This is a genomic window from Pseudomonas monsensis, from assembly GCF_014268495.2.
GTDB lineage: Bacteria > Pseudomonadota > Gammaproteobacteria > Pseudomonadales > Pseudomonadaceae > Aquipseudomonas > Aquipseudomonas monsensis.
Genome location: NZ_CP077087.1, coordinates 4012862 through 4036796, shown reverse-complemented (window position 1 = coordinate 4036796; position 23935 = coordinate 4012862). Strand labels below are relative to the sequence as shown.

22 protein-coding genes are annotated in these 23935 nt (G+C 62.6%); 10 read left to right on the top strand and 12 right to left on the bottom strand.

Annotation, left to right across the window (positions count from 1 at the left end):
• Positions 1–68 precede the first annotated feature (68 nt).
• A complete protein-coding gene (locus HV782_RS17655) occupies positions 69–518 on the top strand; it encodes a YMGG-like glycine zipper-containing protein (protein ID WP_128614152.1) in 450 nt (149 codons plus the stop codon).
• Here the strand turns inward: HV782_RS17655 and HV782_RS17650 are convergent.
• The 3 genes from HV782_RS17650 to HV782_RS17640 are packed head-to-tail and all read right to left on the bottom strand — an operon-like array spanning position 503 to position 4161.
• Positions 503–1528, bottom strand: coding sequence for a DUF2955 domain-containing protein (locus tag HV782_RS17650; protein WP_186744186.1), 1026 nt, complete (start codon positions 1526–1528; stop codon positions 503–505). The two genes, HV782_RS17655 and HV782_RS17650, sit on opposite strands and share 16 nt — an antisense overlap.
• Complete coding sequence (locus tag HV782_RS17645) at positions 1518–2615, bottom strand: HlyD family secretion protein (RefSeq protein WP_186744184.1); 1098 nt, start codon at positions 2613–2615, stop codon at positions 1518–1520. Before HV782_RS17645 ends, HV782_RS17650 begins: the two co-directional genes overlap by 11 nt.
• Positions 2608–4161, bottom strand: coding sequence for an efflux transporter outer membrane subunit (locus HV782_RS17640; protein ID WP_186744182.1), 1554 nt, complete (start codon positions 4159–4161; stop codon positions 2608–2610). The genes HV782_RS17645 and HV782_RS17640 overlap by 8 nt, the downstream gene beginning before the upstream one ends.
• Before the next feature lie 129 nt (positions 4162–4290).
• On the opposite strand from HV782_RS17640, the gene HV782_RS17635 reads away from it, so the two are divergent.
• The 3 genes from HV782_RS17635 (at position 4291) to HV782_RS17625 (ending at position 6199) form a co-directional block, all read left to right on the top strand.
• Entirely contained in the window at positions 4291–4806 is a 516-nt protein-coding gene (locus tag HV782_RS17635) for a transporter suffix domain-containing protein (RefSeq protein WP_186744180.1), read from the top strand.
• 101 nt (positions 4807–4907) lie between these two features.
• The gene (locus HV782_RS17630) at positions 4908–5144 is read left to right on the top strand and encodes a hypothetical protein (protein WP_186744178.1); all 237 of its coding nucleotides are present in this window, start codon (positions 4908–4910) and stop codon (positions 5142–5144) included.
• Positions 5145–5413: 269 nt separating this feature from the next.
• Positions 5414–6199, top strand: coding sequence for a DeoR/GlpR family DNA-binding transcription regulator (locus tag HV782_RS17625; RefSeq protein ID WP_186744176.1), 786 nt, complete (start codon positions 5414–5416; stop codon positions 6197–6199).
• A 127-nt stretch (positions 6200–6326) separates the two neighbouring features.
• Here the strand turns inward: HV782_RS17625 and HV782_RS17620 are convergent, their stop codons facing one another.
• The 6 genes from HV782_RS17620 to HV782_RS17595 form a co-directional block, all read right to left on the bottom strand.
• On the bottom strand, positions 6327–7610 hold the full coding sequence (locus tag HV782_RS17620) for an NAD(P)/FAD-dependent oxidoreductase (protein WP_186744174.1): 1284 nt from the start codon (positions 7608–7610) through the stop codon (positions 6327–6329).
• 88 nt (positions 7611–7698) lie between these two features.
• Positions 7699–9063, bottom strand: coding sequence for a glutamine synthetase family protein (locus HV782_RS17615; RefSeq protein ID WP_186744172.1), 1365 nt, complete (start codon positions 9061–9063; stop codon positions 7699–7701).
• 556 nt (positions 9064–9619) lie between these two features.
• Positions 9620–10519 carry a LysR family transcriptional regulator gene (locus HV782_RS17610; protein ID WP_186744170.1) on the bottom strand — a complete coding sequence of 300 codons (900 nt, stop codon included), beginning with the start codon at positions 10517–10519 and terminating at the stop codon, positions 9620–9622.
• 287 nt (positions 10520–10806) lie between these two features.
• Entirely contained in the window at positions 10807–11706 is a 900-nt protein-coding gene (locus HV782_RS17605) for a bestrophin family protein (protein ID WP_128614378.1), read from the bottom strand.
• A gap of 36 nt (positions 11707–11742) precedes the next feature.
• On the bottom strand, positions 11743–12741 hold the full coding sequence (gene moaA, locus HV782_RS17600) for a GTP 3',8-cyclase MoaA (protein WP_123462724.1): 999 nt from the start codon (positions 12739–12741) through the stop codon (positions 11743–11745).
• Positions 12742–13036: 295 nt separating this feature from the next.
• Positions 13037–13888, bottom strand: a complete 852-nt coding sequence (locus HV782_RS17595) for a CAP domain-containing protein (RefSeq protein ID WP_186744168.1) — start codon at positions 13886–13888, stop codon at positions 13037–13039.
• A 199-nt stretch (positions 13889–14087) separates the two neighbouring features.
• Between HV782_RS17595 and HV782_RS17590 the strand changes: the two genes are divergently transcribed.
• Complete coding sequence (locus tag HV782_RS17590) at positions 14088–14708, top strand: cell wall hydrolase (protein ID WP_123462727.1); 621 nt, start codon at positions 14088–14090, stop codon at positions 14706–14708.
• Here the strand turns inward: HV782_RS17590 and HV782_RS17585 are convergent.
• The gene (locus tag HV782_RS17585; RefSeq protein WP_123462729.1) at positions 14705–15592 is read right to left on the bottom strand and encodes a LysR family transcriptional regulator; all 888 of its coding nucleotides are present in this window, start codon (positions 15590–15592) and stop codon (positions 14705–14707) included. The genes HV782_RS17590 and HV782_RS17585 overlap by 4 nt on opposite strands.
• A gap of 103 nt (positions 15593–15695) precedes the next feature.
• On the opposite strand from HV782_RS17585, the gene HV782_RS17580 reads away from it, so the two are divergent.
• A complete protein-coding gene (locus HV782_RS17580) occupies positions 15696–17108 on the top strand; it encodes an MFS transporter (RefSeq protein WP_186744166.1) in 1413 nt (470 codons plus the stop codon).
• 78 nt (positions 17109–17186) lie between these two features.
• Here HV782_RS17580 and HV782_RS17575 read toward each other — a convergent pair whose 3' ends face one another.
• Positions 17187–17900, bottom strand: coding sequence for a murein L,D-transpeptidase catalytic domain family protein (locus HV782_RS17575; RefSeq protein ID WP_186744164.1), 714 nt, complete (start codon positions 17898–17900; stop codon positions 17187–17189).
• Positions 17901–18050: 150 nt separating this feature from the next.
• On the opposite strand from HV782_RS17575, the gene HV782_RS17570 reads away from it, so the two are divergent.
• On the top strand, positions 18051–19667 hold the full coding sequence (locus tag HV782_RS17570; RefSeq protein WP_186744162.1) for a L,D-transpeptidase family protein: 1617 nt from the start codon (positions 18051–18053) through the stop codon (positions 19665–19667).
• 3 nt (positions 19668–19670) lie between these two features.
• On the opposite strand, the gene HV782_RS17565 is transcribed toward HV782_RS17570, so the two are convergent.
• Positions 19671–20186, bottom strand: a complete 516-nt coding sequence (locus tag HV782_RS17565; protein WP_186744160.1) for an HvfX family Cu-binding RiPP maturation protein — start codon at positions 20184–20186, stop codon at positions 19671–19673.
• 508 nt (positions 20187–20694) lie between these two features.
• Here HV782_RS17565 and HV782_RS17560 point away from each other — a divergent pair.
• The 3 genes from HV782_RS17560 (at position 20695) to HV782_RS17550 (ending at position 23888) form a co-directional block, all read left to right on the top strand.
• Entirely contained in the window at positions 20695–21579 is an 885-nt protein-coding gene (locus HV782_RS17560) for a LysR substrate-binding domain-containing protein (RefSeq protein ID WP_186744158.1), read from the top strand.
• A gap of 99 nt (positions 21580–21678) precedes the next feature.
• Positions 21679–22788, top strand: a complete 1110-nt coding sequence (aguA, locus tag HV782_RS17555) for an agmatine deiminase (RefSeq protein ID WP_186744155.1) — start codon at positions 21679–21681, stop codon at positions 22786–22788.
• 2 nt (positions 22789–22790) lie between these two features.
• On the top strand, positions 22791–23888 hold the full coding sequence (locus HV782_RS17550; RefSeq protein ID WP_123462743.1) for an extracellular solute-binding protein: 1098 nt from the start codon (positions 22791–22793) through the stop codon (positions 23886–23888).
• Positions 23889–23935: the final 47 nt, after the last annotated feature.

Genomic DNA, 23935 nt, shown 5'->3' with positions numbered 1-23935 from the left:
AACACTTTGAACTAGACTCTCTGATTACCCCGCATCACAGCCAACCCCAGGCCCCGCCGGAGGTAATCATGAATCGCCTGACGCCCATCCCGCTATTGATCGCTGTCGCCCTGTGCGCCACTCAAGCCAGCGCCGAATCCGTCGTCCCACTCAAAGGCCAGACCTCGCAACAAACCCAGATCGACATCAACGACTGCCACTCCATCGCTTCAACCTCCACCACTTCCACACCGCAAGCCGGCGGCCGTCTCAAGGGCGCCGCTGTCGGTGCGGCGGCGGGCGCGGCAGGTGCGCAAGTGCGCGGCCGTCAACACGACGAGCTCTACGAACGCGTCGACGATGACCGCAAGCAGGATTACCGACAAAACCGCGCCAAAGAGACTGCAGCCGCCGGTGCGGTCATCGGAGGCTCGCGGCAGCGCCAGGAGCGACGGGCACAGGGCAAGACCGAGGCGGCAGCAAGTTCCAGCGCTTACGCCGGATGCCTGCAAGGGCGCGGCTATCAGATCACACCTTGACGGCTCGGCTTGTGCGCTTCGAGCAGGTGCATCATCAACGCACTATAGAGCGTCACCAGAATGAACAGGCCCATGCGCACCGCAAACGCGGTGTACACGTCCTTGCCCGCCGCACTGTCCTGCACCGATTGCCCGAGCAGGATGATCATGGTGATGAATGTGTTGATCCAGAATCCGGGGCTGAATTGCGTCGGGCTCAGGCGATAGAGTTTGCGCGCCAGCCACAGGCCGAACAGCAGCGTCCACAGAAAGAACATCCACAGGTGCACGAACAGACTCAGGCCGCACCACAGCAGTACCGCCAGTACGCCGGCGAGTAGCGTCGAACCCAGCAGTTCGCGGCCGGCGTGGTGAGTCCGGGTGGTGGAGGTTTGCTGGCCGAGGCTGACGGCTTTGAGGATGATCGGCAGGTAGCTCGCCGGATCGCTCAGGGCCAACAGAAAGGTCGGCAGCACGATCAGTGTGGCGCGCAGGGCCACGCGGGGGACGTCATCGGCAGGCATGGCGGGTGGTTTCGGCGCCGTGGGGCTGTCGGGGCGTTCCGGGAATAGAGTGTGACTGAGGCCGACCACTGCAACCGCCAGCAACAGGCCTTTGACCAGCGCGCCAATCACCGCCATCGCCAGGTCGAACTCGGCGAAGCCGGCGGCGGAGATCATGGTCATGCCGATCACCAGAAACATCATGATCAATGGATTGCCACCACGCAGGCCGAAGCGGAACACCAGGAACAGACCGAGGCCGATCAGTAGCACACCGCTCACCGGGTAGTAACGCAGCAACGGTACCAGCAGCAGGCCGATGTTGGTGGTGAACGCCGCCACCAGCGCCAGTGCCAACGCACCTTTCAGTGGCAGCGGGCGGGGCAGACTGGCGAGCAGCAACACCGCCAGCACTGGCGAGATAAAGGGCAGCGGCAAGGCAAAAGCATAACTGGCGGCGGTGCACAGCGCCGTGCCGAACGCCAGGCGCAACGCCCGTTGCGCCGGCACGCTGCGTTCAATAGGCATACGACAGCCAGCTCATCAAGCCGACAAACAGCCGCCCCAGCGGATTGAGCAGATTGCCTTCGCTTGGAAATGCCATGACCTCCGCCTGGCCGCCGGCGCGGATGGCACGGCTGTCGAACAGACGTTTTTTCGCCTCGTCACTGAACTCGATGATCACCGGGAAACGTTGCGCCGGACGCAGCCAGTCGCGGCTGTTCTGGATGCTCGGCAAGGTGCCGGGCGCCGGCGTCTGGCCGACGCTGACGCCATAACCGACGCTACGCACGCGACCGTCAAGCACTTCGCCGGGCAGCGCGTCGAGGACGATCGCCACCGGGGTGCCGGGTTGCACGCGGCCGAGGTTGTTTTCGGTGAGGTCGGCGCTGATCCACACGTCGTGAATGGCGATCAGGGTCATCAGCGGGCTACCGACCGCAGTGAACTGGCCGACGTCGGTGCGCAGGTCGGTGATCAGTCCCGCCGAACGCGCGCCGATGCGGGTGTTGGCCAGATCCAGTTCCGCCTTGGCCAGTGTGGCGGCAGCGCTGAGCAGTTTGGCGTTGGTGTCGGTGTTGCCGCCTTCCTGCTCCTGCGCACGCAGCACTTCGGCCCGGGCGGCGGCGACTTTGCTGACCGCCGCTTCGTGGTTGGCCCGGGACACTTCCAGAAGCCTTACGGACACCGTGCCCGGATCTTCTTTGTACAAACCTTCAAGCCGTCGATTGTCCTGCCGCGCCTTGAGTTCATCGGCCTGGGCTGCACGCAGCGATGCCTGGGCCGAAGCGATACCGGCGGTGCTGGCGCCAACTGTGCGACGGGTGTTTTCCAGATCGGCACGGGCGCGGTCGACGGCAATTTGCAGCGGCTGCGGATCGAGTTCGAAGAGGATGTCGCCGGCTTGCACGTCCTGATTGTTGCGCACGTTGACCTTGATCACCCGGCCCGCGACTTCCGCCGCCACCGGGATCACGAACGCGCCGACCCGCGCCTGCTGGGTATAGGGCGTGTAGCGGTCGGCCAACAAGTACCAGGTCAGGCTCAGCACAATCACCAGCAGCACCCAGCGGATGCCTTTTTTCGCCGGATCCGGCGGCGCTTCATCACTCATGGCGGTCTACCTGCGAGGGAATCGGATAGGTCGGTTGCGGCGGCGGGGCGCTCAGCAGTTCGCCCCAATCGGTGCGTTGCCGCATCTGCTGCCGGGTCGCTGGATCGATCTGCGGCCCGGCGCTTTGCCAGCCGCCGCCGACGGCGCGGTACAGGGCGATCAGGTTACTCACGGCGTTGCTGCGGCTGACCAGGTAGTTGTCCTGTAACTCCAGCAACGCACGCTGGGCGTCGAGCACCCGCTGAAAGTCTGAATAGCCTTCTCGATATTGGGTGTTGGCCAGCACCAGAGAACGCCGCGCCGCGCCTTCGGCCTCGCCGAGAATGCGTTCGCGTTCCAGTGCTTTGGTCAGGCCGCTGGCGGCGTCGTCGGCTTCGCGGGCGGCCTGGCGGACTTTGTCGCGATAGGCTTCGATCAGTTGCTGCAGGCGCGCGTCCTGCACGCGGATGTTGTTGCGGATCCGCCCGTAATCAAAGATGTTCCAGCGCAGGCTCGGGCCGCCGATCAGGTCGAGGCTGCGCGGGGTGGCGCCGAGGGTGTCGCTGGACCAGACGATGCTGCCGAGCAGGGTCAACGAGGGATAAAGGTCGGTTTCAGCCACGCCGACCAGCGCCGATTGCGCGGCAACGTTCAGCTCCGCTGCGCGCACATCGGGGCGGCGCAACAGCAGGTTGGCCGGGACATCTTGCAACACGGCGCGATCCACCAGCGGAATCAGCCCCGCTTGCTCCGCCAGGAACGCCGCGCCACCGGGTGGCTGGCCGACCAGCACCGCCAACGCATTGCGGGTGCGCAGCAACTGGTCTTCGAACGCCGGAATGCTGCTCAACGTGCCGAGGTATTGGGTTCTGGCCTGTTGCAAATCGAGTTCGGCGGTCTGGCCGCTCCGAAAGAGTTTTTCGGTGATCTCGAAATTGCGTTTTTGCTGGGCGGCGTTCTCCCGGGCGACTCGCAGCCGGGCTTCGGTGGTGCGCAGGGCAAAGTAGGTGTCGGCCACTTGCGCGCGAAGCAGCACGAGGGCGTCTTCGTAATTGGCCTGGGCGGCGAAGTAGCTGGCGTCGGCGGATTCGATGGCGCGACTGAAACGACCCCAGAAATCCAGTTCCCAGCCGACATCGAACGCGGCGCTGTGCTGCCAGAAGTGCACGTCTTGCGGGTTGTTGCCGCCGGACTGGTGGCGGTCGATGTACAGGCTGTCGGCGCTGGCCTGTTGCAGTTGCGGGTAGCGACCGCTGTCGGCGATGCCCAGTTGCGCCCGGGCTTCGAGGACCCGCAGGCCGGCGATCTTCAGGCTGCTGTTGCGGGCTTCGGCGTCGCTGATCAATCGGTCGAGCACCGGATCGGCAAACACCTGCCACCACTGGCGCAGATCCGGCAGCGTGCCGCGTTCGCTGGCCTGCTCCAGTGCCGGACTTTGCCACTGCTTGCTCCAGGCCTCGGCCGGCGGCTGGAAATCCGGGCCCAGCCGCAGGCAGCCGCCAAGGCTCAGCGCACCGAGCAGCAGCAGGTGGCCGGGATGGATCAGCAGGGCTGGCGTTGCAGGCATACCGGGAGGCCCCAGTGGGAAATGTCACTGGAGCATAGACCGCAGATTGCGGGTTGATCGAAGCAATCAGCTGCTACGCTTTTTCAGGCGAACTCCCCTGAACCGCCCCCGACGAAAAGGTAGGAAACCATGGACACTGCTCAAGATCCGCTTGCCCCCACCAGCGCCACCTGGCGTTTCAAGGTCGGCGTGGCAATCATCTGCCTGATGCTCGGTTCGTGGCTGATGGTGCCGATTGCCGCCGCCCTCGATGTGCCGGGCTCGAAAGTTGCGGCGCTGACCGGGGTGTTGTTCATCAGTAACAAGGTGCTGTTGCTGCTGGTGATCGCGGTGATGGGCAAGGCCGGGTTCGCCGAACTCAAGCGCACGATCGGCCACTATATTTCCGGCGTGATTCCGACCCCTGTGGCCGAAGTCAGCCCGATGCGCCACAAGATCGGCGTGGTGATGTTCTGCCTGCCGCTGCTGTCGTCCTTCCTGGAACCGTATTTCGACAACTTCTTCCCGGGCGTACGGCCCAACCTCTGGCAGATGCAGGCGCTGGGCGACTTGATGTTCGTCGGCAGCTTTTTCGTGCTGGGCGGCAATTTCTGGGAAAAGGTCCATGCGCTGTTCGTGCGCAAGGCGCGGGTGGTGGCGGAGTGAAAGCAGGTAGAGGACTGATTTGAAGGGTGGTGAATGTCTGGATACGGCGCCGTATCCAGACATTCACCCGCCTCGAACAGTGACACGTCTGGGTATGGCCCGTGGCCCAAGCGATCGCGCTTCAGCGCAAGCATCAAGGATATGCCGGTCTTCCCCGCAATCGATTCGCCGATAACGGCAAGGTCGTGATGAAACGCCTCGGTTATCGAGTCGATATTGTCTATCGTCAGCTTCCGAACGGGTTGGCGCATGTTGATCTCTGCAAAGCATCTGGAGCCGACAACGCTAGATTTTTGCTTTGCGGGTGTCTAGAGAAATCATCGATGGCAAAAGTCTGAGCCCGGCGCAGGATTAGTCCTTGATCAGGCGTGCCCGAGCGCGATGGCAAACGACACGACGACCATGCAGGCAAAAGCGAAATTGAGGTTCATGGGGTGTTCATCCTGGTCCTTTTGAAAGTGGGGCCATTCTGCCGGGGTCGGGTCAAAAGAAAAAATTCTGCTTCGTGATTCCAATGATCGAAGCCATTGATACCGGCGTTGTGTTTGCAAGTTTGCTTGGCTAAGCTCGCACAAACCTGCAATGACCAGCACAAACAGGCAAAACCATGCACGATCATTCCGCTTCAGAGCTTCCCTCCCTGCGCCGGCAGAAAATACTTTTGATCCTCGAACGTGACGGCAAGGTCATGGCGTCCGAGTTGAGCCAGCACTTTGCAGTGTCCGAAGACACCATCCGCCGCGATCTCGCCGAACTCGACAGCGCCGGGCTGGTGCAGCGGGTGCATGGCGGGGCATTGCCGCGGCCGAAAGACACCGGCAAGGATTATTTCACCCGGCTGGAGGAATCCGATGAGGTCAAGGTGCGTCTGGCACAGTTGGCGGCGCAGAAGGTCGAGGACGGGCAGATTGTGCTGTTCGACTCCGGCTCCACCACGTTGCAGGTGGCGCGCTCGTTGCGTGCGGATATCCGCATCACGGCGGTGACGGCGGCGCCGATGACGGCGATTGCCTTGTCCGAATACAAGGACGTCAAAGTGATCCTCGCCGGTGGGCAGTTGAACCCGCGCACGATGTCGGCCGGCGGCCTTGAAGCGGTGCGGCTGCTGGCCGGGATCAAGGCGGATCTGGCCTTCACCGGGGTGTGTGCGATTCACCCGGAAGTGGGGATTACCTCGCTGCATTTCGATGAAGTGCCGGTGAAGCAGGCATTGCTGGACAGTGCGGCGCGGGTGATTGCGGTGACCACGGCGGACAAGCTCGGCGCGGTGGAGCCGTTTGTGGTGGCGTCGTGCACGCGCCTGCATACGCTGATTACCGAGCGGCATGTGGCGTCGGGGAGTGTCGAGGATTATCGGCGGCTGGGGATTGCGGTGGAGCAGTTGCCGGACTGAGGTTTGTGCTGGAACTGCTGGCCTCATCGCTGGCAAGCCAGCTCCCACAGGTTTTGCGGTGTACATGAAATTTGGGTACGCCACGGACACTGTGGGAGCTGGCTTGCCAGCGATGGGGCCAGTCCCGTCAACGCAACTTTTCAAGCATCTGGTAGTACCACATCCCCGCCGCCAACAACGGATTGCCCAGCAAATCCCCCATGGGCACGCGAATGTGCTGGCACTGGGCAAAAGTGTCGAACTGCTCCAACTGCCCGGTGATCGCCCGGCTCATGATTTCACCCATGATGTGGGTGGTGGCGATGCCGTGCCCCGAGTAGCCCTGGCAATACCAGACGTTGTCCGACAGCTTGCCCAGTTGCGGGATGCGGTTGATCACGATGCCCATCGCGCAGCTCCACTGGTAGTCGATCTTCACGCCTTTGAGCGCCGGGAAGGTGTGTTCGATGCACGGGCGCAACTCGGCGGCGATGTCTCGCGAGTCCTTGCCGCTGTAGTTGGCGCCGCCGCCGAACAGCAGGCGCCCGTCGGCGGTGAGGCGGTAGTAGTCGAGGACGAAACGGCAGTCGTACACCGCGAGGTCTTCGGGGTTGATCTGCCGCGCCAGATCGCCCAGCGGCGCGGTGGTGACGATGCCGCCCATGGCCGGGAAGATCTTGCCCTTGAGCTGACCCGGTTCGAGCTTGTGATAGACGTCGCCGGCGAGCATCACTTGATTGGCGTCGATCTGGCCGTGAGCCGTCCTGACCCCAGGCGTCGCGCCGTGGATGATTTCCAGCACTTCACTGTTTTCGAAGATCAGCGTACCGAGACTCTCCGCCGCCCGTGCTTCGCCGATGCACAGATTGAGCGGGTGCAGGTGCATGTTGCGGGTGTTCTTGATCGCGCCGTGGTAGAGGTCGCTTTGCAGCAGGTCACGCACTTGGCTTCGGTCGAGCAGACTGACTTCATCGCCCAGGCCGCGGCGCACGGCTTCCTCGTAATCGTTGCGCAAATCCGTCATGTGACTGGGCTTGTAGGCAGCGTGTAAATGGCCGTGTTTGAGGTCGCACTGAATGCCATATTTCGCCACGCGCTGCTGGATGATTTGATGCCCGCGCCAGCGCAGGTGCCAGATGAAATCGTCAACCGCATCACCGAGTTTCGGGCGCATCTGTTTACGCATCGCGCCGTCGCCGGAGAGGCTGCCGGTAACCTGGCCGCCATTGCGCCCGGTGGCGCCCCAGCCGATCTTGTTGCTCTCGACGATGGCAACCTTCAAACCTTTTTCGGCAAGTTCGACGGCGGTGGCAACGCCGGTGAAACCGCCGCCGATGATCACCACGTCGACTCGGTGTCGGCCGCGCAGGGTCGGGTAGTCGGTGTCCTGATTGAGGGTGGCGGTGTAGTAGGAATTGCAGCGTTGGCTCATGTCAGTGTCCACACAAAATTCAAATCGGTACGCGATCCCCTGTAGGCGCGAGCAGGCTCACTCCTACAGGGGGATCAGTGGTGAGTCTTCAGGCTTCGGTCAAATACCAGCGCCAATCCTGTTCACCCACCTCGGCCATGAAATGTCGGTACTCGGCGCGTTTCACCGCCAGGTACACGCCGAGAAATTCCTGGCCCAGGGCATCCCGCGCCCACGCAGAATTCTCCAGCGCTTGCAGTGACGTCAGCCAATCGGTCGGCAGCAATTCCTTCGCCTGCGCATAGCCGTTGCCCTCGACCGGTGCGCCCGGATCGAGATTTTCACGAATGCCGCGATGGATGCCGGCCAGGATCGCCGCTGCGGCCAGGTACGGGTTGGCGTCGGCGCCGCAGATGCGGTGTTCGATGTGTCGGGTATGGGCCGGGCCACCGGGTACGCGCAGGCTGACGGTGCGGTTGTCGACGCCCCAGGTCGGCGCCAGTGGCGCGTAGCTGTTGGCCTGAAAGCGCCGGTAGGAGTTGGCGTTGGGGCAGAACAGCAGCAGCGAATCGAGCAGCGAGGCGAGCATGCCGCCAATTGCCGTGCGCAGCAGTGGGGTGCCGGCCGGATCCTCGGAGGCGAACAGGTTGCGCCCCTCGCCATCGGCCAGGCTGACGTGCATGTGCATGCCGGTGCCGGCCAGATCATCGAACGGCTTGGCCATGAACGTCGCCTGCATGCCGTGCTTGTGCGCCACGGCTTTGACCAGGCGCTTGTAGCGCACTGCCTGATCCATCGCCTGCAGTGCATCGCCGTGTTCGAGGGTGATTTCCACCTGGCCCGGTGCGTATTCGGAGATCGCCGTGCGCGCCGGAATGCCGTGCAGTTTGCAGGCGCTGTAGAGGTCGGCGAGGAACGGTTCGATCTGCTCCAGTTCGCGCAAACCGTAGACCTGCGTGTGTCGCGGTCGGCCACCGTCGGCATCCAGCGCCGGTTGTGGGCGACCGTTGTGATCGCGTTTGGCGTCGAGCAGATAGAACTCCAGTTCGCAGGCCATCACCGGGTGATAACCCTCGGCCTTGAGACCGTCGATGATCCTGATCAGCAAATGGCGCGGGTCGGCGATGCTGGCGGGCATGCCCTCGGTCGGGTGCATGCTGACTTGCACCGCAGCGGTGGGAATCTGCCGCCACGGCAGGCGCACCAGACTGCCTTCGAGCGGGTAGGCGCGGCAGTCGATGTCGCCAACGTCCCAGACCAGACCGGAGTTTTCCACGTCCTCGCCCTGTACGGTCAGGCCGAGAATGGTGCTTGGCAGCGGGCGGCCGCTTTCATAGACGGCGAGCAATTCCTCGCGGTGCAACAGCTTGCCTCGTGGCACGCCGTTGGCGTCGAGGATAAACAGCTCGATCATGTCGATATCAGGGTTTTGGTCGAGAAACAGGCGTGCGTCTTCAATGGCTGCGAATTTCATGGTCAATCACTCACGAGGGCGCCGCACAGGCGCGCAGATTCGGGCCGGACGCAGGGAGGGCGTCCTGGCAGGGATTTCAAATGCAGATCAGTCAGAGGTGACACAGAACCTGTGGCGAGGGCGCTTGCTCGCGCTGAGGCGCAAAGCGGCTCTCGCTTTTCGATTCAAAGGCAGGGGACTGCTAAGCAGTCCAGCGGGAGCAGGCTCCCTCGCCACAATGCGGATCTTGACTGACTGGCGGAATCAGCAGGCGATATCCGGCGGGCGTGCGGAGTGACGCAGCTTGGAACGGCGCAGGGCCATGGGCAGATTGACGATGCGATTCATGCGCGGCCCCTTTGACAGAGGGCGCACACCGCGGAGACGTTCAACGATTTTAGTTGTTGTGGTGACGTACTCATAACGCGTGTTTCCGTTGGCGGAAAGCGTCGGTGGCGGGGCAATCCCGTCGACCGGTGTGCCCGGATAGTAAGGGGGAACCTCGGGAGCTGTAAACGATGAATGTGAAATATCTTGAACGCCCCGATCATCCGGCATCACCGTCTGGATCGGTCACTCAAACAACCGGAGCTTCAATCCCGAACATCTTGCGCGCCTCGGCAAAACACTTCTCGGCAATCGCCGAACGTGGTTCGGTCTTGCGCATCACCAGCCCCAGCGGGGCCAGCACACTGGCATCCGGCAGGGTCATGAATGACAGGTGTTCGATCGGTGCTTCGAGGCCACTGTCCAGCGGCATGATCGAGCAGCAGAAACCCTGGTGAATCGCCTGCAATAGCTGATACGTCGAATCGCTTTCCAGGATCGGCTGCGGATTGAGGCCACGGCTACGGAAGCTCAGGTCAATGGATTTGCGGTAATGCATGCCGGTGGTGATCATCCCCAGTGGCAGTTCCGCTGCATCCTCCCAGCTCATTTCATTGCCTTCGAACTGGAAGTGACGGTTGTCGTACAGCAGGCCGACGCGGGTTTCGCCGATCTCGAAAAACTCGAAATAGCTCGGGTTGACGTGGTCGAGATAACACACGCCGAGGTCGAGTTGATTGTTGCCAAGACCGGCGATGATCTCGTCGGAACTCAGCGAGGACAGGCTGAATTTCAGTTCCGGATACGTACCGGACAACGCCTGAATGTAATTGACCGGATTGAAGTTGCTCAGTGGCACCAGGCCCAGGCGCAAGCTACCGACCAGTTGCCCGCGACACGCCGCCGCTTCGGCGAACAGCCCATCATGTGCCGCCAGCAGCGTGCGCGCCCAGGCCAGCACACGTTCGCCGGCCTGAGTGAAACCTTCGAAGCGCTGGCCCCGATTGACCAACACCAGATCCAGCTCGTCTTCCAGGTTGCGCAGGCGCATCGACAGGGTCGGCTGGGTGATATGGCAGCGGGCGGCGGCCTGGCCGAAGTGACGGGTTTCGTCCAGTGCGATCAGGAACTTGAGTTGTTTGATGTCCACGATGGCACCTGCTCGACGGGAATTTGGATTGAGTATTGACGCAGAGGCGCAAGGCGCGTGAAACGCGCAGGGTGCGACGATCTCATCTGATGGCGCATTCGTCCAATCGCAAGCGTTCAAAGGGCGATGGATCGGCTTTGTCACTCACGGTTCAAGGGGCTCTCAGCGCGGTGAGGTTCCGCGATAGAGCCGCTCGAAAATATGGTTGGCGAGAGTGAAGCGGCAGGTAACCTGTGGCAGCTGGCAAGCCAGTTCCCACTGGTTCTTGGGTGTCATGGGCGGGGGATTCAGCTCAGTACATAGTCCACTGGCAGCAGCATCGGTGGCAGGTCGGTCACGCCCAGTTCGCTGAGGATGTCGCGCTCGATGGTGCGCACCAGCGAGTCGGTCGCGAGGTCGTTTTCGTCGCGGCCGAACGGGTCTTCCAGTTCATCGGCAATCGCGTCGAGGCCAAAGAATGTGTAGCTGACAATCGCCGTGAACAGCGGCGTCAGCCAGCCCAGCGGCTCGGCCATGGCGAACGGCAGCAGGATGCAGAACAGGTAGATCGTGCGGTGCAGCAGCAGGGTGTAGGGGAAGGGCAACGGGGTGTTCTTGATCCGTTCGCAGACCGCTTGCGCCTGGGTCAGGCTGGTCAGGTGGTTGGCCAGCAGCATGTAGCGCCACTCGCTCAGTTCGCCGTTCTGATGCAGGTCGGAGCATTGCTGGCCGACCTGCTGCAGTATCCGCCCGCTGTAATCCGGCACCTGCGCATCGTGTTTCGGTGTGATCCAGGCACTGCTGGCCGCGGCCTCGCTTTCCCGGCGCAACCGCGCATTCAGCGCGTGGGCAAACCCGCAGAGGTTGAGCAGTAACGGCTTGCGCTCGGCGGACTCGCGGATGACATGGGTTTCGCGAATCACCGAGCGAATGTGCACCAGCACATCGCCCCAGGCCTTGCGCGCCTCATACCAGCGGTCGTAGCAGGCGTTGTTGCGAAAACTCATGAAGATCGACAGCGACAGCCCGAGCAAGGTGAACGGCGTGGCGTTGACCTTGGTGAAGTTGCTTGGGTGAAGTATTTCAATCAGGACGATGGCCGACGCCAGCAGGGTGACCATCAGCGTGCGCAGGGCGATGCGTTTGGCAATCGACCCCTTGAGGGTGAAGAGAATGGCGAACTGGTTGACCTTGGGTCGGATGATCATGCTGGACGGTCCCGGTGACGCAGGGTGAGGGCGGCTTCAACCGCCGGTCATGTTCATGAAGCGCACGACCTGGACGTCGTCGTTCACTTCGAAGTTATGCCGGTATGGCTTGAGCTTCATCGCCTCGATGATGGCGTTCTCCAGCCGTTGCGGTTGCCCCGGATGGGCGCGCAGCACCGCTTTCAAGTCCACTGAATGCTCGTTACCCAGACACAGTAGCAGGCGCCCCTCAACGGTCAGTCGCACGCGGTTGCAGGTGCCGCAGAAATTGTGGCTGTGTGGCGAGATAAAACCCAGGCGTATCTCTGGCGCCTCGGCCAGTCGCCAGTAGCGCGACGGGCCCTGGGTCGATTCGGCCGAGTCGATCAGGGTGTAGCGCTCGGCAATCTTCTGGCGTACCTGCGCACTGGAAAAAAACGACTCGGCGCGGCTGTGTTCGCTGATGATCCCCAGCGGCATTTCCTCGATGAAGGCGATGTCGAGCTGGTGGTCGATGGCGAAGCTCACCAGGTCGTTGACCTCTTGATCGTTGCGCCCCTGCATTACCACGACGTTGAGTTTAGTGCGGGTGAAACCGGCCTTGCGTGCGGCATTGATGCCATTGATCACCTGCGCCAGATCGCCGGTGCGGGTCATTTGTCTGAAGCGCTCGGGGTCGAGGCTGTCGAGGCTGATATTCAAGCGCTTGACTCCGGCGTCGAACAGCGGCGCGGCGAGTTTGCCCAGCTGCGAGCCGTTGGTGGTCATGCACAGTTCGCGCAGGCCGGGCAGGGCGGCGATCTGCTCGCACAGTTTGACCACGCCCGGACGGATCAGCGGCTCGCCGCCAGTCAGGCGAATCTTGCGCGTGCCCAGTGCGACGAAGCTTTGCGCCAGTTGATAGATTTCCTCCAGGGTCAGCACTTGCTGACGTGGCAGAAACTGCATGTCCTCGGCCATGCAATACACGCAGCGGAAATCGCAGCGGTCGGTGACTGACATGCGCAGATAGTCGACGCGGCGGTTGTAACCATCGATCAAGACGCGTTCTGACATGACAGCCTCGCAAGAGTGGAAACCCCTGTCGAAGGGGATTGGCCCGCGCAGGTTAGGGGCTGCGTTGAGTACCGTCCAATCACTGTTTCTGAACGGCTGATTGATCCCGTCGATGATGAAATGTTTTTCGCCAAATTGGCGTCGTCAGGTTTACAAGGATTGGTAATGAAGGTTTTTTGCGCTTGGGATACCGGGCTGCATCTTGAGGTGAAGCCCTCCGATGCGAGCCTGCTCAGGTGCTGTGAAAACCCCCTGAGCAGACTCGCTCCTGCAGCAATGACGGTGCGCCAAAGAGTTACTGCGCGCCAAACATCGCGGTCCAGTAAATCCCCGCACTGCTCTTCGGATCGGTCGCATAGGCCGCGCCGAGTTCCTTGTATTGCGGGTTCATCAGGTTGGCGCAATGGCCAGGGCTGGCCAGCCAGCCCTCGACGACTTTGCCCACGGTGTCCTGGCCGGCGGCGATGTTTTCGCCGACCAGTTGGCCGCTGTACCCGGCGAGTTCCGCGCGATCGCCGGGGGTGCGGCCGTCGCGGTCCTTGTGGTCGAAGTAATTGTTGTTGGCCATGTCACGGCTGTGATCCTGGGAAATCGTGCCCAACGTCGCGTTCCACGCCAGCGGTGCGGCAGCGCTGAAGGACTGACCGCCACACTGACGAGCCTTGCTGCGGGCGGCGTTGAGTTCGCTCAGCAATTTCTGCCCCTCACTCTGCGCATCCCCCAGCCTGGCCGACAGCAACGGCCGCGCCAGCACAATGCGCCAGTCGCGGTCGGCACGGCTGACGCCGACATCGACGAACTGCGGATCGAGCACCACCTGACAGAAACTCTCTTGAATCGCCTTCATCGCCGACGCCGCATCGCGCGGGCCGTTGAGCGTGATCGCCTGGACATTGACCATCGGGTAACTGGCGCTGGCCATGGCCTGTTGCAGATCAACCATGCCGGTGGCCGGCAAGCGCAGCCGCGGATCGGCCGACAGCGGCGGCAGTTCAGTGGACGCCTGGCTGCCGCAGCGCTGCGGTTGGCTGCGGTAGCTGTTGATCGACTCGATCAATTGCGACTCATCGGCGGCCATGGCCGGAATGGCCAGCACCAGGCCGACGGACAACGCGGCGAAACGCAAAACGGATGGCATGAAGCGCATGGAAATCTCCCTTGAGCTGAGTGCGCCCATGATGCGCGAAAGGCCCCCGGTGGACGCAATGTCTTTTTCTTCATCCGGCGCTTTTTTCTGCGCAACTTTGTCGAAGTATTTGCCGTCTACACTCTCCGAAGACCCCGGAATCCGGGTGTCTCCCCGACGTAACACCTTGCCCGGACCGGGCGCTGCCGGAAGAACTGACATGGGATTGAAAGCGTTGGCTGGCTGTTTCGCGTTAATGCTGTTGACTGGCTTGGCGGGGGCCACCGATCAGGCCCCGATCAAGGCGAAGGCTGAAGAAAAAGCCCAGGTGCTCGAAGAGAAAGCCGCCGACCAGGTCAGTGCGGCCCCGGCGCCCAGATCCGAGGCCATCACCCCGACCGAAGCCCAAGCGGTTGACCCGGCCGGCGCGGCGCCGCTGGACGATCCACTCACCTGCCTGGCGCGCAGTATCTATTGGGAAGCCAAGGGCAAGGACACCCCGGAAATGGAAGCGGTGGCGAGTGTGGTGATGAACCGCCTCGGCCACGAAGGGTTCCCTGACACGGTGTGTGCCGTGGTCAAACAAGGCTCGGAAACCAAGAGCTGCCAGTTTTCCTGGTGGTGCGATGGCAAGCCGGATCAAGTCAAGGAAGATAGCGAATACGCCTTGGCCAAGGAAATCGCCGGCAAGGCCCTGAATCGTCAGCTCAAGGATCGCACCCACGGCGCGTTGTATTTCCATGATCGCAACGTCCATCCGAGTTGGGCCAAGGAATACCGCAAGACGGCCGAGACCGGCAAATTCCTGTTCTATAAACCCGCCGGCGGTGATGCGCGTTAGGCACAGACTTCGCGCACGCAATGGCGCAGCCAGCGGTGCGCCGGGTCTGCGTCCATGCGCGGGTGCCAGAGCATGGACACGCTGATCGGCGGCATCTCGAAGGGCAGGGCGAAACTGTGCAGGCCGCTGCGCAGCTTGCTCGTGTGACGTTCCGGCACCGTGGCGATCAGGTCTGATTCACGCACCAGCGTCAGCGCTGCGGAGAATCCACCGAACGAGGTGACGATGTCCCGCGTCAGGCCAAAGGCGAGTAATGCTTCGTCCACCGGGCCGCTGCTGCGCCCGCGTCGCGAGATCAGAATGTGTTCGCCACCGGCAAAGCGTTTGCTGCTGATCTTGCCCGCGCTCAACGGATGCCCCTCACGCACCACCCCGATCCAGTGATCCTGAAACAGGATGCGGCTGTGCAACGTCGGATCCGTGGTGTCGTCGACCACACCCGTCTCCAGGTCCACCCGGCCTTCGCGCAGCGGCGTGCTGTCCTTGTCGGCTTTTTGCACAAAACGCAGGCGTACCCCGGGCGCCTCTTCGCCAATGCGGGCGAGCAGGGCAGCGGCAAAGGTTTCCACAAAACCGTCGGTGTTACGCAAGGTGAACGTGCGTTGCAACCGGCCAGGGTCGAGTGTCTCGGCGGGGCGCAAAACCGCCTCGGCGGCCTGCACCAGATGACCGACCCGCTCGCGCAATTCGAGCGCCCGCGGCGTCGGCACCAGGCCACGACCGGCGCGCACCAGCAACGGGTCCCCGGTGGTTTCGCGCAGACGGGCGAGGGCGCGGCTCATGGCTGACGGGCTCAACCGCAGGCATCTCGCGGCGCGGGCGACGCTGCCTTCGCGCAGCAAGACGTCGAGGGTGATCAACAGGTTCAGATCCGGAGCGGTCATGACATGGCGTTCCATGCAGGTATTGAGTGCAAAGCATGCGTCTTGCGCCGTGTATTGTCGAGGCTCAGGCTACGGCGTATCACCCTTGCGCTGCGAGCACCTCATGCCCCGAGAACCCCTGAACTCCACAGCCCGCTGGGCGCTGACCAGCCTGGCACTGTCGATGTTGATGCCGTCTCTGGACACCAGCATTGCCAATGCCGGATTGCCGACATTGGCGGCGGCGTTCGATGCGACGTTTCAACAGGTGCAATGGATCGTGCTGGCCTACCTGCTGGCGGTGACCACCTTGATTGTCAGCGTCGGGCGTCTGGGCGATGGCGTTGGGCGCCGGCGCTTGCTGTTGGTCGGGATCGGCCTGTTCACCGTCGCGTCGTTGGCCTGCGCACTCGCACCTGGATGGATCTGGTTGATCGGCGCACGAGCAGTGCAAGGCGTCGGCGCGGCAATCATGTTCGCGTTGACGGTTGCACTGGTCGCCGATGCGGTGCCCAAGGCGCGGGCGGGCAGTGCAATGGGCTTGCTGGCGACGATGTCCGCCACCGGCACCAGCCTCGGGCCGTCGCTGGGTGGGCTGTTGATGGAGCATGTCGGCTGGCCGTCGATCTTTCTGCTCAACGTGCCGTTGGGGTTGCTCAATGCGTGGCTGGTGTATCGCTATTTGCCGGCCGATCGCACCGCCCGCACGCCCGTGACGTTTGATTACGTCGGCTCGGGAGTACTGGTGTTGACGCTGGCGGCCTATGCGCTGGCGATGACGCTCGAAGGTTTCACCCTCGGATTGCTAGTGGTCAGCCTGTGCGGCGCGGGGTTGTTCATCGTGGTCGAGAAGCAAGCCAGGGCGCCGCTGATACGCCTGTCTCTGTTCGCCGACCCGCGACTGAGCAGCAGCCTGGCGCTGACTTTGCTGGTGACGACAGTGATGATGACCACACTGGTGGTCGGGCCGTTTTACCTGAGTCTCGGGTTGGGCCTGAGCAGTGCCATGGTCGGATTGGCGTTGTCGGTCGGGCCGTTGCTGGCGGCGTTTGGTGGCGTGGCGGCCGGGCGGCTGGTGGATCGCTTCGGCGCGCGGCGCATGGTGCCGGGCGCGTTGCTGGGGCTGGCCGGCGGTTGCGCACTGCTGGCGCTGTTGCCGACGCATCTGGGGCTGCCGGGGTATTTGCTGCCGATGACGCTGGTCGCCGGGAGCTATGCGCTGTTCCAGGCGGCCAACAATACCGGATTGATGGCGGGTGTCAGTCAGGATCAGCGCGGTGTGGTGTCGGCCCTGCTCGGGCTGGCGCGCAATCTCGGATTGATCACCGGGGCGGCGGTGATGGGGGCGGTGTTTGCCCTGGCCACGGGTGGCCCGACCCAGGCACCTGCCGAGGTCATCGGCCGCGGCTTGCACATCACTTTCGCCGTCGCTACAGCGCTGATGCTCATGGCCCTGATCCTCAGTCGCGCCAAGATCAAATGTGGCAGCGGGCTTGCTCGCGAAGAGGCCGGTACAGCCGACATCTCCAGCGACTGAGCCACTGCTTTCGCGAGCAAACCCGTTCCCACAGAAGCACCGCGTGGCGGCAAAAACTGCAACCGCTGTGGTGCTTTGTCAGCTGGCGTGGGTACTGAGAATGCTCGCCACCTGCTGCGGCTGACAATTGAGGTACGGCGACGAGCGCAGCCAGCGCTGGTCGGGGTACCACGAGAATATGAACTGACCGTTCTTGAGTTTATCGATCACTTGTCGGGCGATCTGCGGCCGTACCGCCGGGCAGCCCTGGCTGCGGCCGATGCGCCCCTGGCGCTTGCTCCACAACGGATTCACGTAACTGGCGGCGTGGATCACGATGGCACGATCGCGGGCCAGGTCGTTGAAGCCCGGTTCGAGGCCGTCCATGCGCAGCGAGTAACCGTGGGTGCCTTCGTAGCTTTCCTGGGTGCGGAACAGGCCGAGGCTGGATTGATAACTGCCTTCACGGTTGGAAAACTGCGTGGCGAAGTTTTCCCCGGAGTTGGAGCCGTGGGCGACCAGATCGCGCAGTACCAGTTTTTTCCGGTTCAGGTCGAAAATCCACAAGCGGCGCTCGGTGGACGGTTGCGAATAGTCGATGATGGCCAGATGGCGGGACGGTTTCGCACCGTTGTTGACCGCGCATTGCATGGCGTTCAAGGCACCTTTCAGCGCTTGGGGATTGAGTTCTGGCGCGGCGTGCGCGAGGCTGGTAAAGAGCACCGGCGATGGTTTGCCGGCGGCAAAAACTGGACTGGTCACGGCGACAAGGGTCGCGGTGGTCAACAGAAGTCGGCGCAAAAACGTCAACATTTATAAAGTGTCCTCACTGTCTACATATTTGGCACTTTGGCTCCTGACTCCCAGTCATACCCGACAGACCCCGGATTCGGGCCTGACTGTTCAGCGCACCTGATGTAAGGTTGACCGTCATTGAGACGGCTACGGATTGGAGTAAAGCAGTTGTTCAAAAAGTACGCATGCTACTTGAGCATTTGTTTGCTCGCAGCGCCGTTTGTCGCTTGTGCCGATGAGCCGTTGCCGCCGCTGGAGACATTGCCGACGCCGCCTGCTGAAAGGCCGGTCGAGCCGCAAAGTCCGCTGCAGGCGGTGCTGATCAGTTTGCCGCAGTCGTGCGCGGCGATTGCCGCGCAGCTCAATGGCCCGGCGCTCACGCAATTGCAGGCCTTCTACGAACAGCAGGACTGGATGCCGGTGTGGGCCAGTGACTCCGCACGATTGCCGGCCTTGCACGCGCAATTGCAACTGTTGGCCGACGATGGGCTGAATCCCAAGCGCTACCCGCTTCCGAGCGCAGCGCCGCAGGATGGCGAGTTGTGCGCCGACATCGACATCAGCCGCAACTACCTCCAGGCCCTGCAGGATTTGCATTACGGTCGCCTGCTGCAATCGCATTTCGAACCGCTGTGGCATGCCGACGACACCCCGCGCGACCGTCAGGCGGAATTGCTGGCCATCGCCGTACCCGGCATGCACGACATCGCCGGCGCGTTCGATCTGGCCCGTCCGCGTCTGGCGCAGTATCAAAGCCTGCGCCAGCTCTACGCCGTGCAACGGCTCAAAGCGTTGCCGCAATGGCAGTCCGTGGGCAACGGGCCGCTGCTGCGCCCGTCGATGGAAGATAAACGCGTCCCGGAACTGGCGCAGCGGCTGTTCAGCGAAGGCTATCTGACCCACGCCTTAGGCGCGCCGGGCAATGCCTATGACGGCGTGCTGGTCGATGCCGTGAAAAGTTTTCAGGCCAGCCATTCCTTGCAGGCCGACGGGGTGGTCGGGCCGGGGACGATTGCCGAGCTCAACATCAGTCCGCTGAACCGCCGTGAACAGTTGCGGGTCAACCTCGAACGCTTCCGCTGGCTGGCCCAGGACATGGAACCCAATGGCCTGCTGGTCAACGTTGCCGCCGCCGAACTGACTCTGTATCAGGGCGGTCAAGCCGTGTGGCAGACCCGCACTCAGGTTGGCCGCGCCGAGCGCCAGACACCGTTGTTGAAGTCTCGCGTCACGCGTCTGACCCTCAACCCGACCTGGACCGTGCCGCCGACTATCTGGAAAGAAGACAAGCTGCCGGAAATCCGCAAGGACCAGACCTTCCTCAGCCGGCAGAACCTGCAAGTGCTCGATGCCAATGGGCAACCGCTGGCAGCGGCGGACATCGACTGGGACAACCCCGGCAACATCCTCCTGCGTCAGGATGCCGGGCCGCGTAATCCGTTGGGGCAGATGGTCATCCGCTTCCCCAACCCGTTCTCCGTGTACCTGCACGACACGCCGAGCAAGGCGCTGTTCGAGAAAGGGCCGCGTGCCTTCAGCTCCGGCTGCGTGCGGGTCGAGCACCCGATGCAGCTGCGCGACCTGCTCCTGACCCCGGCGGAAAAGGCCCGCACCGACACCTTGCTCGCCACCGGCACCACTCACGAATTTCGCTTGTCGGCGCCAGTGCCGATCCTGATGACCTACTGGACCGCGCAGGTCGATAATGCCGGTCGGGTGCGCTACGCGCCGGACATCTACAGCCGTGACAGCGCGTTGCTGGCGGGGCTGGACCGGGCGCATTGAGCCTCAGCGGGTGTGGCGTTGCCAGAACACCCGCGCCAGCCACGCATCGACGCTCAGCTTGCCGGCACCGGCGAACAGCAGTGGCAGCAGTGCAGCCAGGTAAATCGCCGGCAGCTTGAAGTTGCCGAAGCCCTTGTTGGTGATCGCGTAACCCTGCGCCAGTTCGCTCAGCGTCGACCAGTCGGCGGGCCAGTGCACGGCGGCGGTGGCGACCATGGTCACCACGATCAACGCAAAGGCCGAAATCCGTGTGCCGAAACCGCACAGAATCGCCAGCGCGCCGATCAGCTCGGCCCACATCGACAGCTCCCAGTTCAGCGACGCCGGCAGGTGATCGAAGGGAAACGGGAAGCGCGCCTGGATGTCTTCGAACCAGTTCTGCCCGTTGAATTTCTCCAGCCCCGACTCGAAAAACTCCCAGGCGATAAACAGCCGCAGCGTCAGGGGGGCGAGCCAGGTGCCGGCGCGGTCGAGGTTCAGGTGCAGCCCTTTGATGGCGGTTGAAAGGGTTGTGGTCATGATGCATCTCCGGTGAGTCGGGCCAGTTGAATCGACCGGGGTATTTCAGCCTTGAGGTGTATCGGGGATGTGTCGGCGGGGCGGGGGATTGTGCGTTGGGTGTGTCTGCGGCTTCGGGGTATACAGTGCGATACAGTCAAAAGCCCCTCACCCCAGCCCTCTCCCGGAGGGAGAGGGAGCTGACCGGGTTGTCTTGCGTTCTCCACCGACCTGAAAAATCCCGTCGATGATGGATTCGCCGAAGCAGATTCAGGTCGGTATGCATCCTCAATATCTCCCGTGTATGTAGCGGAGGGAGAGGGCGCTGACCGGGTTGTCTTGCGTTCTCCATCGACCTGAAAAAACCAGTCGATCATGGATTCACCCACGCACATTCAGGTCGGCGTACATCCTCAATATCTCGCGATCGGCTCCCTCTCCCTCTGGGAGAGGGCTGGGGTGAGGGAACGAGGGCTGGACGCGCACCTCCGGCCCCGTCAGCATAATCTACAAAAAACGGACCAGCCCCATGCGAAGACTTCCCTCACTGGCCGCCCTGCGCACTTTCGAATGCGCCGCCCGTCACGCGCATTTCGGCCGGGCGGCGGCGGAATTGTGTGTCACCGACAGCGCCGTCAGCCATCAAATCCGCCAGCTCGAAGAGCAACTCGGCGTCGCGCTGTTCATCCGCGAAGGCCGGCAGATTCGCCCGACCATCGCTGCCGGACGCCTGATGCAGAGCCTGCAGCAGGCCTTCGAACTGATCGGCGACGCTTGTGATGAATTGCGCGACCCATCCTCGCTCGCGGTGTTGCGTCTGGCTGTCACCGCGGAGCTCGCGCAGAAATGGTTGATGAGCCGCCTCACCGATTTCTATGCGCGTTACCCGCACATCACCTTGCACCTCTATGAACAACCGATCGACGCTGCGGCGCCCGGGGAAGACATTGATCTGGCGATCACCTACGGCACCGGCCCGGTGGACAGCAGTGCGTATTTCGTCCGGCCGCTGCCCGACCTGCAATTTTTCCCGGTGTGCAGCCCCGGACTGTTCAACCAGGGCAGCCTGAAAACGCCAAGGGATCTGGCCCGTCACTGCCTGCTGCACGATGATCAGGACGGCAAGACCTGGACCGCCTGGCTGACTAGCCACGCCGGCGATCAGCGGCCGCAACGCCAGTTGTATTTCGCCCATGCCGGGCTGGCCCTGGAAGCGGCGGCGCAAGGGCAGGGCGTGGCGATGGGCGACAACCTCACCGCCCAGGAGGATTTGCAGAGCGGGCGACTGGTGCGACCCTTCGCGTCGAGCATGACCGCCCTCGGTCAATACGCGCTGGTCTGCGAACGGGTGCGTCTGGAGCGTCCGGCGGTGGCGCAGATGCTCGAATGGTTCAACGATCAACTGGTCGATTGATGAGTTGAATTCAACTGTTCCGTAATAATCATCGTTGGCGAGCGCAGCGCCTGCGCCCTTAGCCTGTGGTCATTCCCAACCCGAAGACGAGGTTTGACCATGGCACGTTTGCTCGACTCCACCCCCAAACAGGACGGCTTCCGTCTGCCCGGCGAATTCGAAGCGAAGTCCGGCTGCTGGCTCGGCTGGCCGGAGCGCACCGACGTCTGGCGCAACGGCGCCAAGCCGGCGCAGAAAGTCTGGGTGCAGATCGTCAGCGCCATCTCGCAGAGTGAGCCAGTCACCGTGTGCGCCTCTGCCGCGCAATTCGCCACCGCCCGCCGGCAGTTGCCGCCGCAGGTACGCGTGGTCGAGATGACCTGCAATGACACCTGGTTCCGCGACAGCGGTCCGTGCTTTGTCGTCAACGATCAGAGCGGCGAAGTGCGCGGCGTCGACTTCGAGTTCAACGCCTACGGCGGCCTCGACGGTGGCTTGTATTACCCCTGGGACAAGGACGACCAGATCGCCAGCAAGATCCTCGAAATCGAGCGCTTCGACCGCTACCGCGCGCCGTTGATTGCCGAACTGGGCGGTATCCAGAGCGACGGCCAGGGCAGCATCCTCACCACCGAGCAATGCCTGCTCAACCGCAATCGCAACCACCACCTGGGCAAGGACGAAGTCACCCGACGCCTCACCGATTACCTCGGTGCCGAACAGGTGATCTGGCTGCCACGGGGCTGCAAGTTCGACGAAACCGACGGCCATGTCGACGACCTCGCCTGCTTCGTGCGTCCCGGCGAAGTGGTGTTGCAATGGACCGACAACCGCGATGACCCGCAGTGGGAAATCTATCAGGAGGCCTACGACATCCTGCGCAGCACCCGTGACAGCCGGGGCCGCGAGCTGATCGTGCACAAACTGCCGCAACCGGACGCACTGGAGTGGACCGCCGAAGAAGCCGAAGGCCTCGATCAGCAGGACAGTACCCACACCCGACAGGCCGGCACCCAAATCTGTGCGTCATACATCAACTACTACGCTGGCAACCGCTCGATCGTAGTGCCGCTGTTCGGTGACCGCAACGATCAGGTGGCACTGGCGACACTCGCCGAACTGTTCCCGCAGCACAAGATCGTCGGCATCGAAAATTCCCGGGAAATCCTGCTCGGTGGTGGCAACGTCGCCTGCATCACCATGCCGCAGTACGCCGGCAAGGGGGTGTGATGATGGGCCTGCACAAACTGACTCAAGCGTTAATGCTGGTGCTTGCACCCCTGTGTGTGCAGGCCGCCGATTCCGCCAAACCGGTGGTTAACCTGTACATCTGGGGCGAGTACCTGGCACCGGACACACTGAAGAATTTTGAAGCGAAAACCGGCATTCATGTGGTCGCCGATCACTTTGATTCGCTGGAAACCGTCGAGACCAAACTGCTCACCGGGCGCAGTGGTTACGACCTGGTGCTGACTGCCGGCCAGCACTTGTCGCGGGCCATCGAGAGCGGCGCAATCCAGCCGTTGGACAAGGCGCGGGTGCCGCACTTTGCCGGGGTCGGTGATGAGTTTCGCCAGCACATGGCGGTGTTCGATCCGGGCAATCGCTATGCGGGGATCTACGCCTGGGGCACCACCGGCGTCGGTTACCAGGACGAGGCGATCAAGCAGCGCCTGCCGAATGCGCCGACCGACAGTTGGGCGATGCTGTTCGATCCGGCCGTGGTGGCAAAATTTGCCGATTGCGGAGTCAGTCTGCTCAATGATCCTAACGAAGTGTTCGCCGCCGTGATGAAGTACATGGGCCTGGACATCAACCGGCAGAACCTCGACGACTTGAAACTCGCCGAGCAGCAACTGGCGAAGATCCGTCCGTACATCCGCTACTTCGACAACGACCTGAACATCAGCGACCTGGCCAATGGCAACACCTGCGTGGCGATGTCGTGGAACGGCAACGTGGCGATTGCGGCAGGGCAGGCGGAGGCGGCGAACAAACCGTTCAAACTGAGTTACCACATCCCGAAAGAAGGCACGTTGATCTGGTTTGACGCGATGGTCATTCCCAAGGACGCGCCGCACCCGCAGGCCGGGCTCGCGTTGATGGATTATCTGATGACGCCGGAGGTGATCGCGCCGATTACCGACACCATTCATTACGCCAATGCGATCACGGCGGCGGACGGCCTGGTCAATGCGTCGATTCGCAATGATCCGGGGACGTATCCCCCGGCCGACGTCAGGGCCACGCTGTACAGCAAAAACGACAACGGCAAAGCCTTCAATCGGGCGTTGATCCGGGCGTTCAGTCGGTTGAAGTCCGGGCTGTGAACAGATGACCCTCAACCCAGCCCTCTCCCGGGAGGAGAGGGGGCCGA

Excerpts from the sequence above, each read along its gene's own strand:
- HV782_RS17580 (WP_186744166.1), top strand. The coding sequence starts at position 15,696 with ATGCCCCGAGAACCCCTGAACTCCACAGCCCGCTGGGCGCTGACCAGC.
- HV782_RS17585 (WP_123462729.1), bottom strand. The coding sequence starts at position 15,592 with ATGACCGCTCCGGATCTGAACCTGTTGATCACCCTCGACGTCTTGCTG.
- HV782_RS17645 (WP_186744184.1), bottom strand. The coding sequence starts at position 2,615 with ATGAGTGATGAAGCGCCGCCGGATCCGGCGAAAAAAGGCATCCGCTGG.
- HV782_RS17550 (WP_123462743.1), top strand. The coding sequence starts at position 22,791 with ATGGGCCTGCACAAACTGACTCAAGCGTTAATGCTGGTGCTTGCACCC.
- HV782_RS17575 (WP_186744164.1), bottom strand. The coding sequence starts at position 17,900 with ATGTTGACGTTTTTGCGCCGACTTCTGTTGACCACCGCGACCCTTGTC.
- HV782_RS17560 (WP_186744158.1), top strand. The coding sequence starts at position 20,695 with ATGCGAAGACTTCCCTCACTGGCCGCCCTGCGCACTTTCGAATGCGCC.
- HV782_RS17615 (WP_186744172.1), bottom strand. The coding sequence starts at position 9,063 with ATGAAATTCGCAGCCATTGAAGACGCACGCCTGTTTCTCGACCAAAAC.
- HV782_RS17635 (WP_186744180.1), top strand. The coding sequence starts at position 4,291 with ATGGACACTGCTCAAGATCCGCTTGCCCCCACCAGCGCCACCTGGCGT.
- HV782_RS17625 (WP_186744176.1), top strand. The coding sequence starts at position 5,414 with ATGCACGATCATTCCGCTTCAGAGCTTCCCTCCCTGCGCCGGCAGAAA.
- HV782_RS17655 (WP_128614152.1), top strand. The coding sequence starts at position 69 with ATGAATCGCCTGACGCCCATCCCGCTATTGATCGCTGTCGCCCTGTGC.
- HV782_RS17565 (WP_186744160.1), bottom strand. The coding sequence starts at position 20,186 with ATGACCACAACCCTTTCAACCGCCATCAAAGGGCTGCACCTGAACCTC.
- moaA (WP_123462724.1), bottom strand. The coding sequence starts at position 12,741 with ATGTCAGAACGCGTCTTGATCGATGGTTACAACCGCCGCGTCGACTAT.
- aguA (WP_186744155.1), top strand. The coding sequence starts at position 21,679 with ATGGCACGTTTGCTCGACTCCACCCCCAAACAGGACGGCTTCCGTCTG.
- HV782_RS17640 (WP_186744182.1), bottom strand. The coding sequence starts at position 4,161 with ATGCCTGCAACGCCAGCCCTGCTGATCCATCCCGGCCACCTGCTGCTG.
- HV782_RS17595 (WP_186744168.1), bottom strand. The coding sequence starts at position 13,888 with ATGCGCTTCATGCCATCCGTTTTGCGTTTCGCCGCGTTGTCCGTCGGC.
- HV782_RS17620 (WP_186744174.1), bottom strand. The coding sequence starts at position 7,610 with ATGAGCCAACGCTGCAATTCCTACTACACCGCCACCCTCAATCAGGAC.
- HV782_RS17590 (WP_123462727.1), top strand. The coding sequence starts at position 14,088 with ATGGGATTGAAAGCGTTGGCTGGCTGTTTCGCGTTAATGCTGTTGACT.
- HV782_RS17605 (WP_128614378.1), bottom strand. The coding sequence starts at position 11,706 with ATGATCATCCGACCCAAGGTCAACCAGTTCGCCATTCTCTTCACCCTC.
- HV782_RS17650 (WP_186744186.1), bottom strand. The coding sequence starts at position 1,528 with ATGCCTATTGAACGCAGCGTGCCGGCGCAACGGGCGTTGCGCCTGGCG.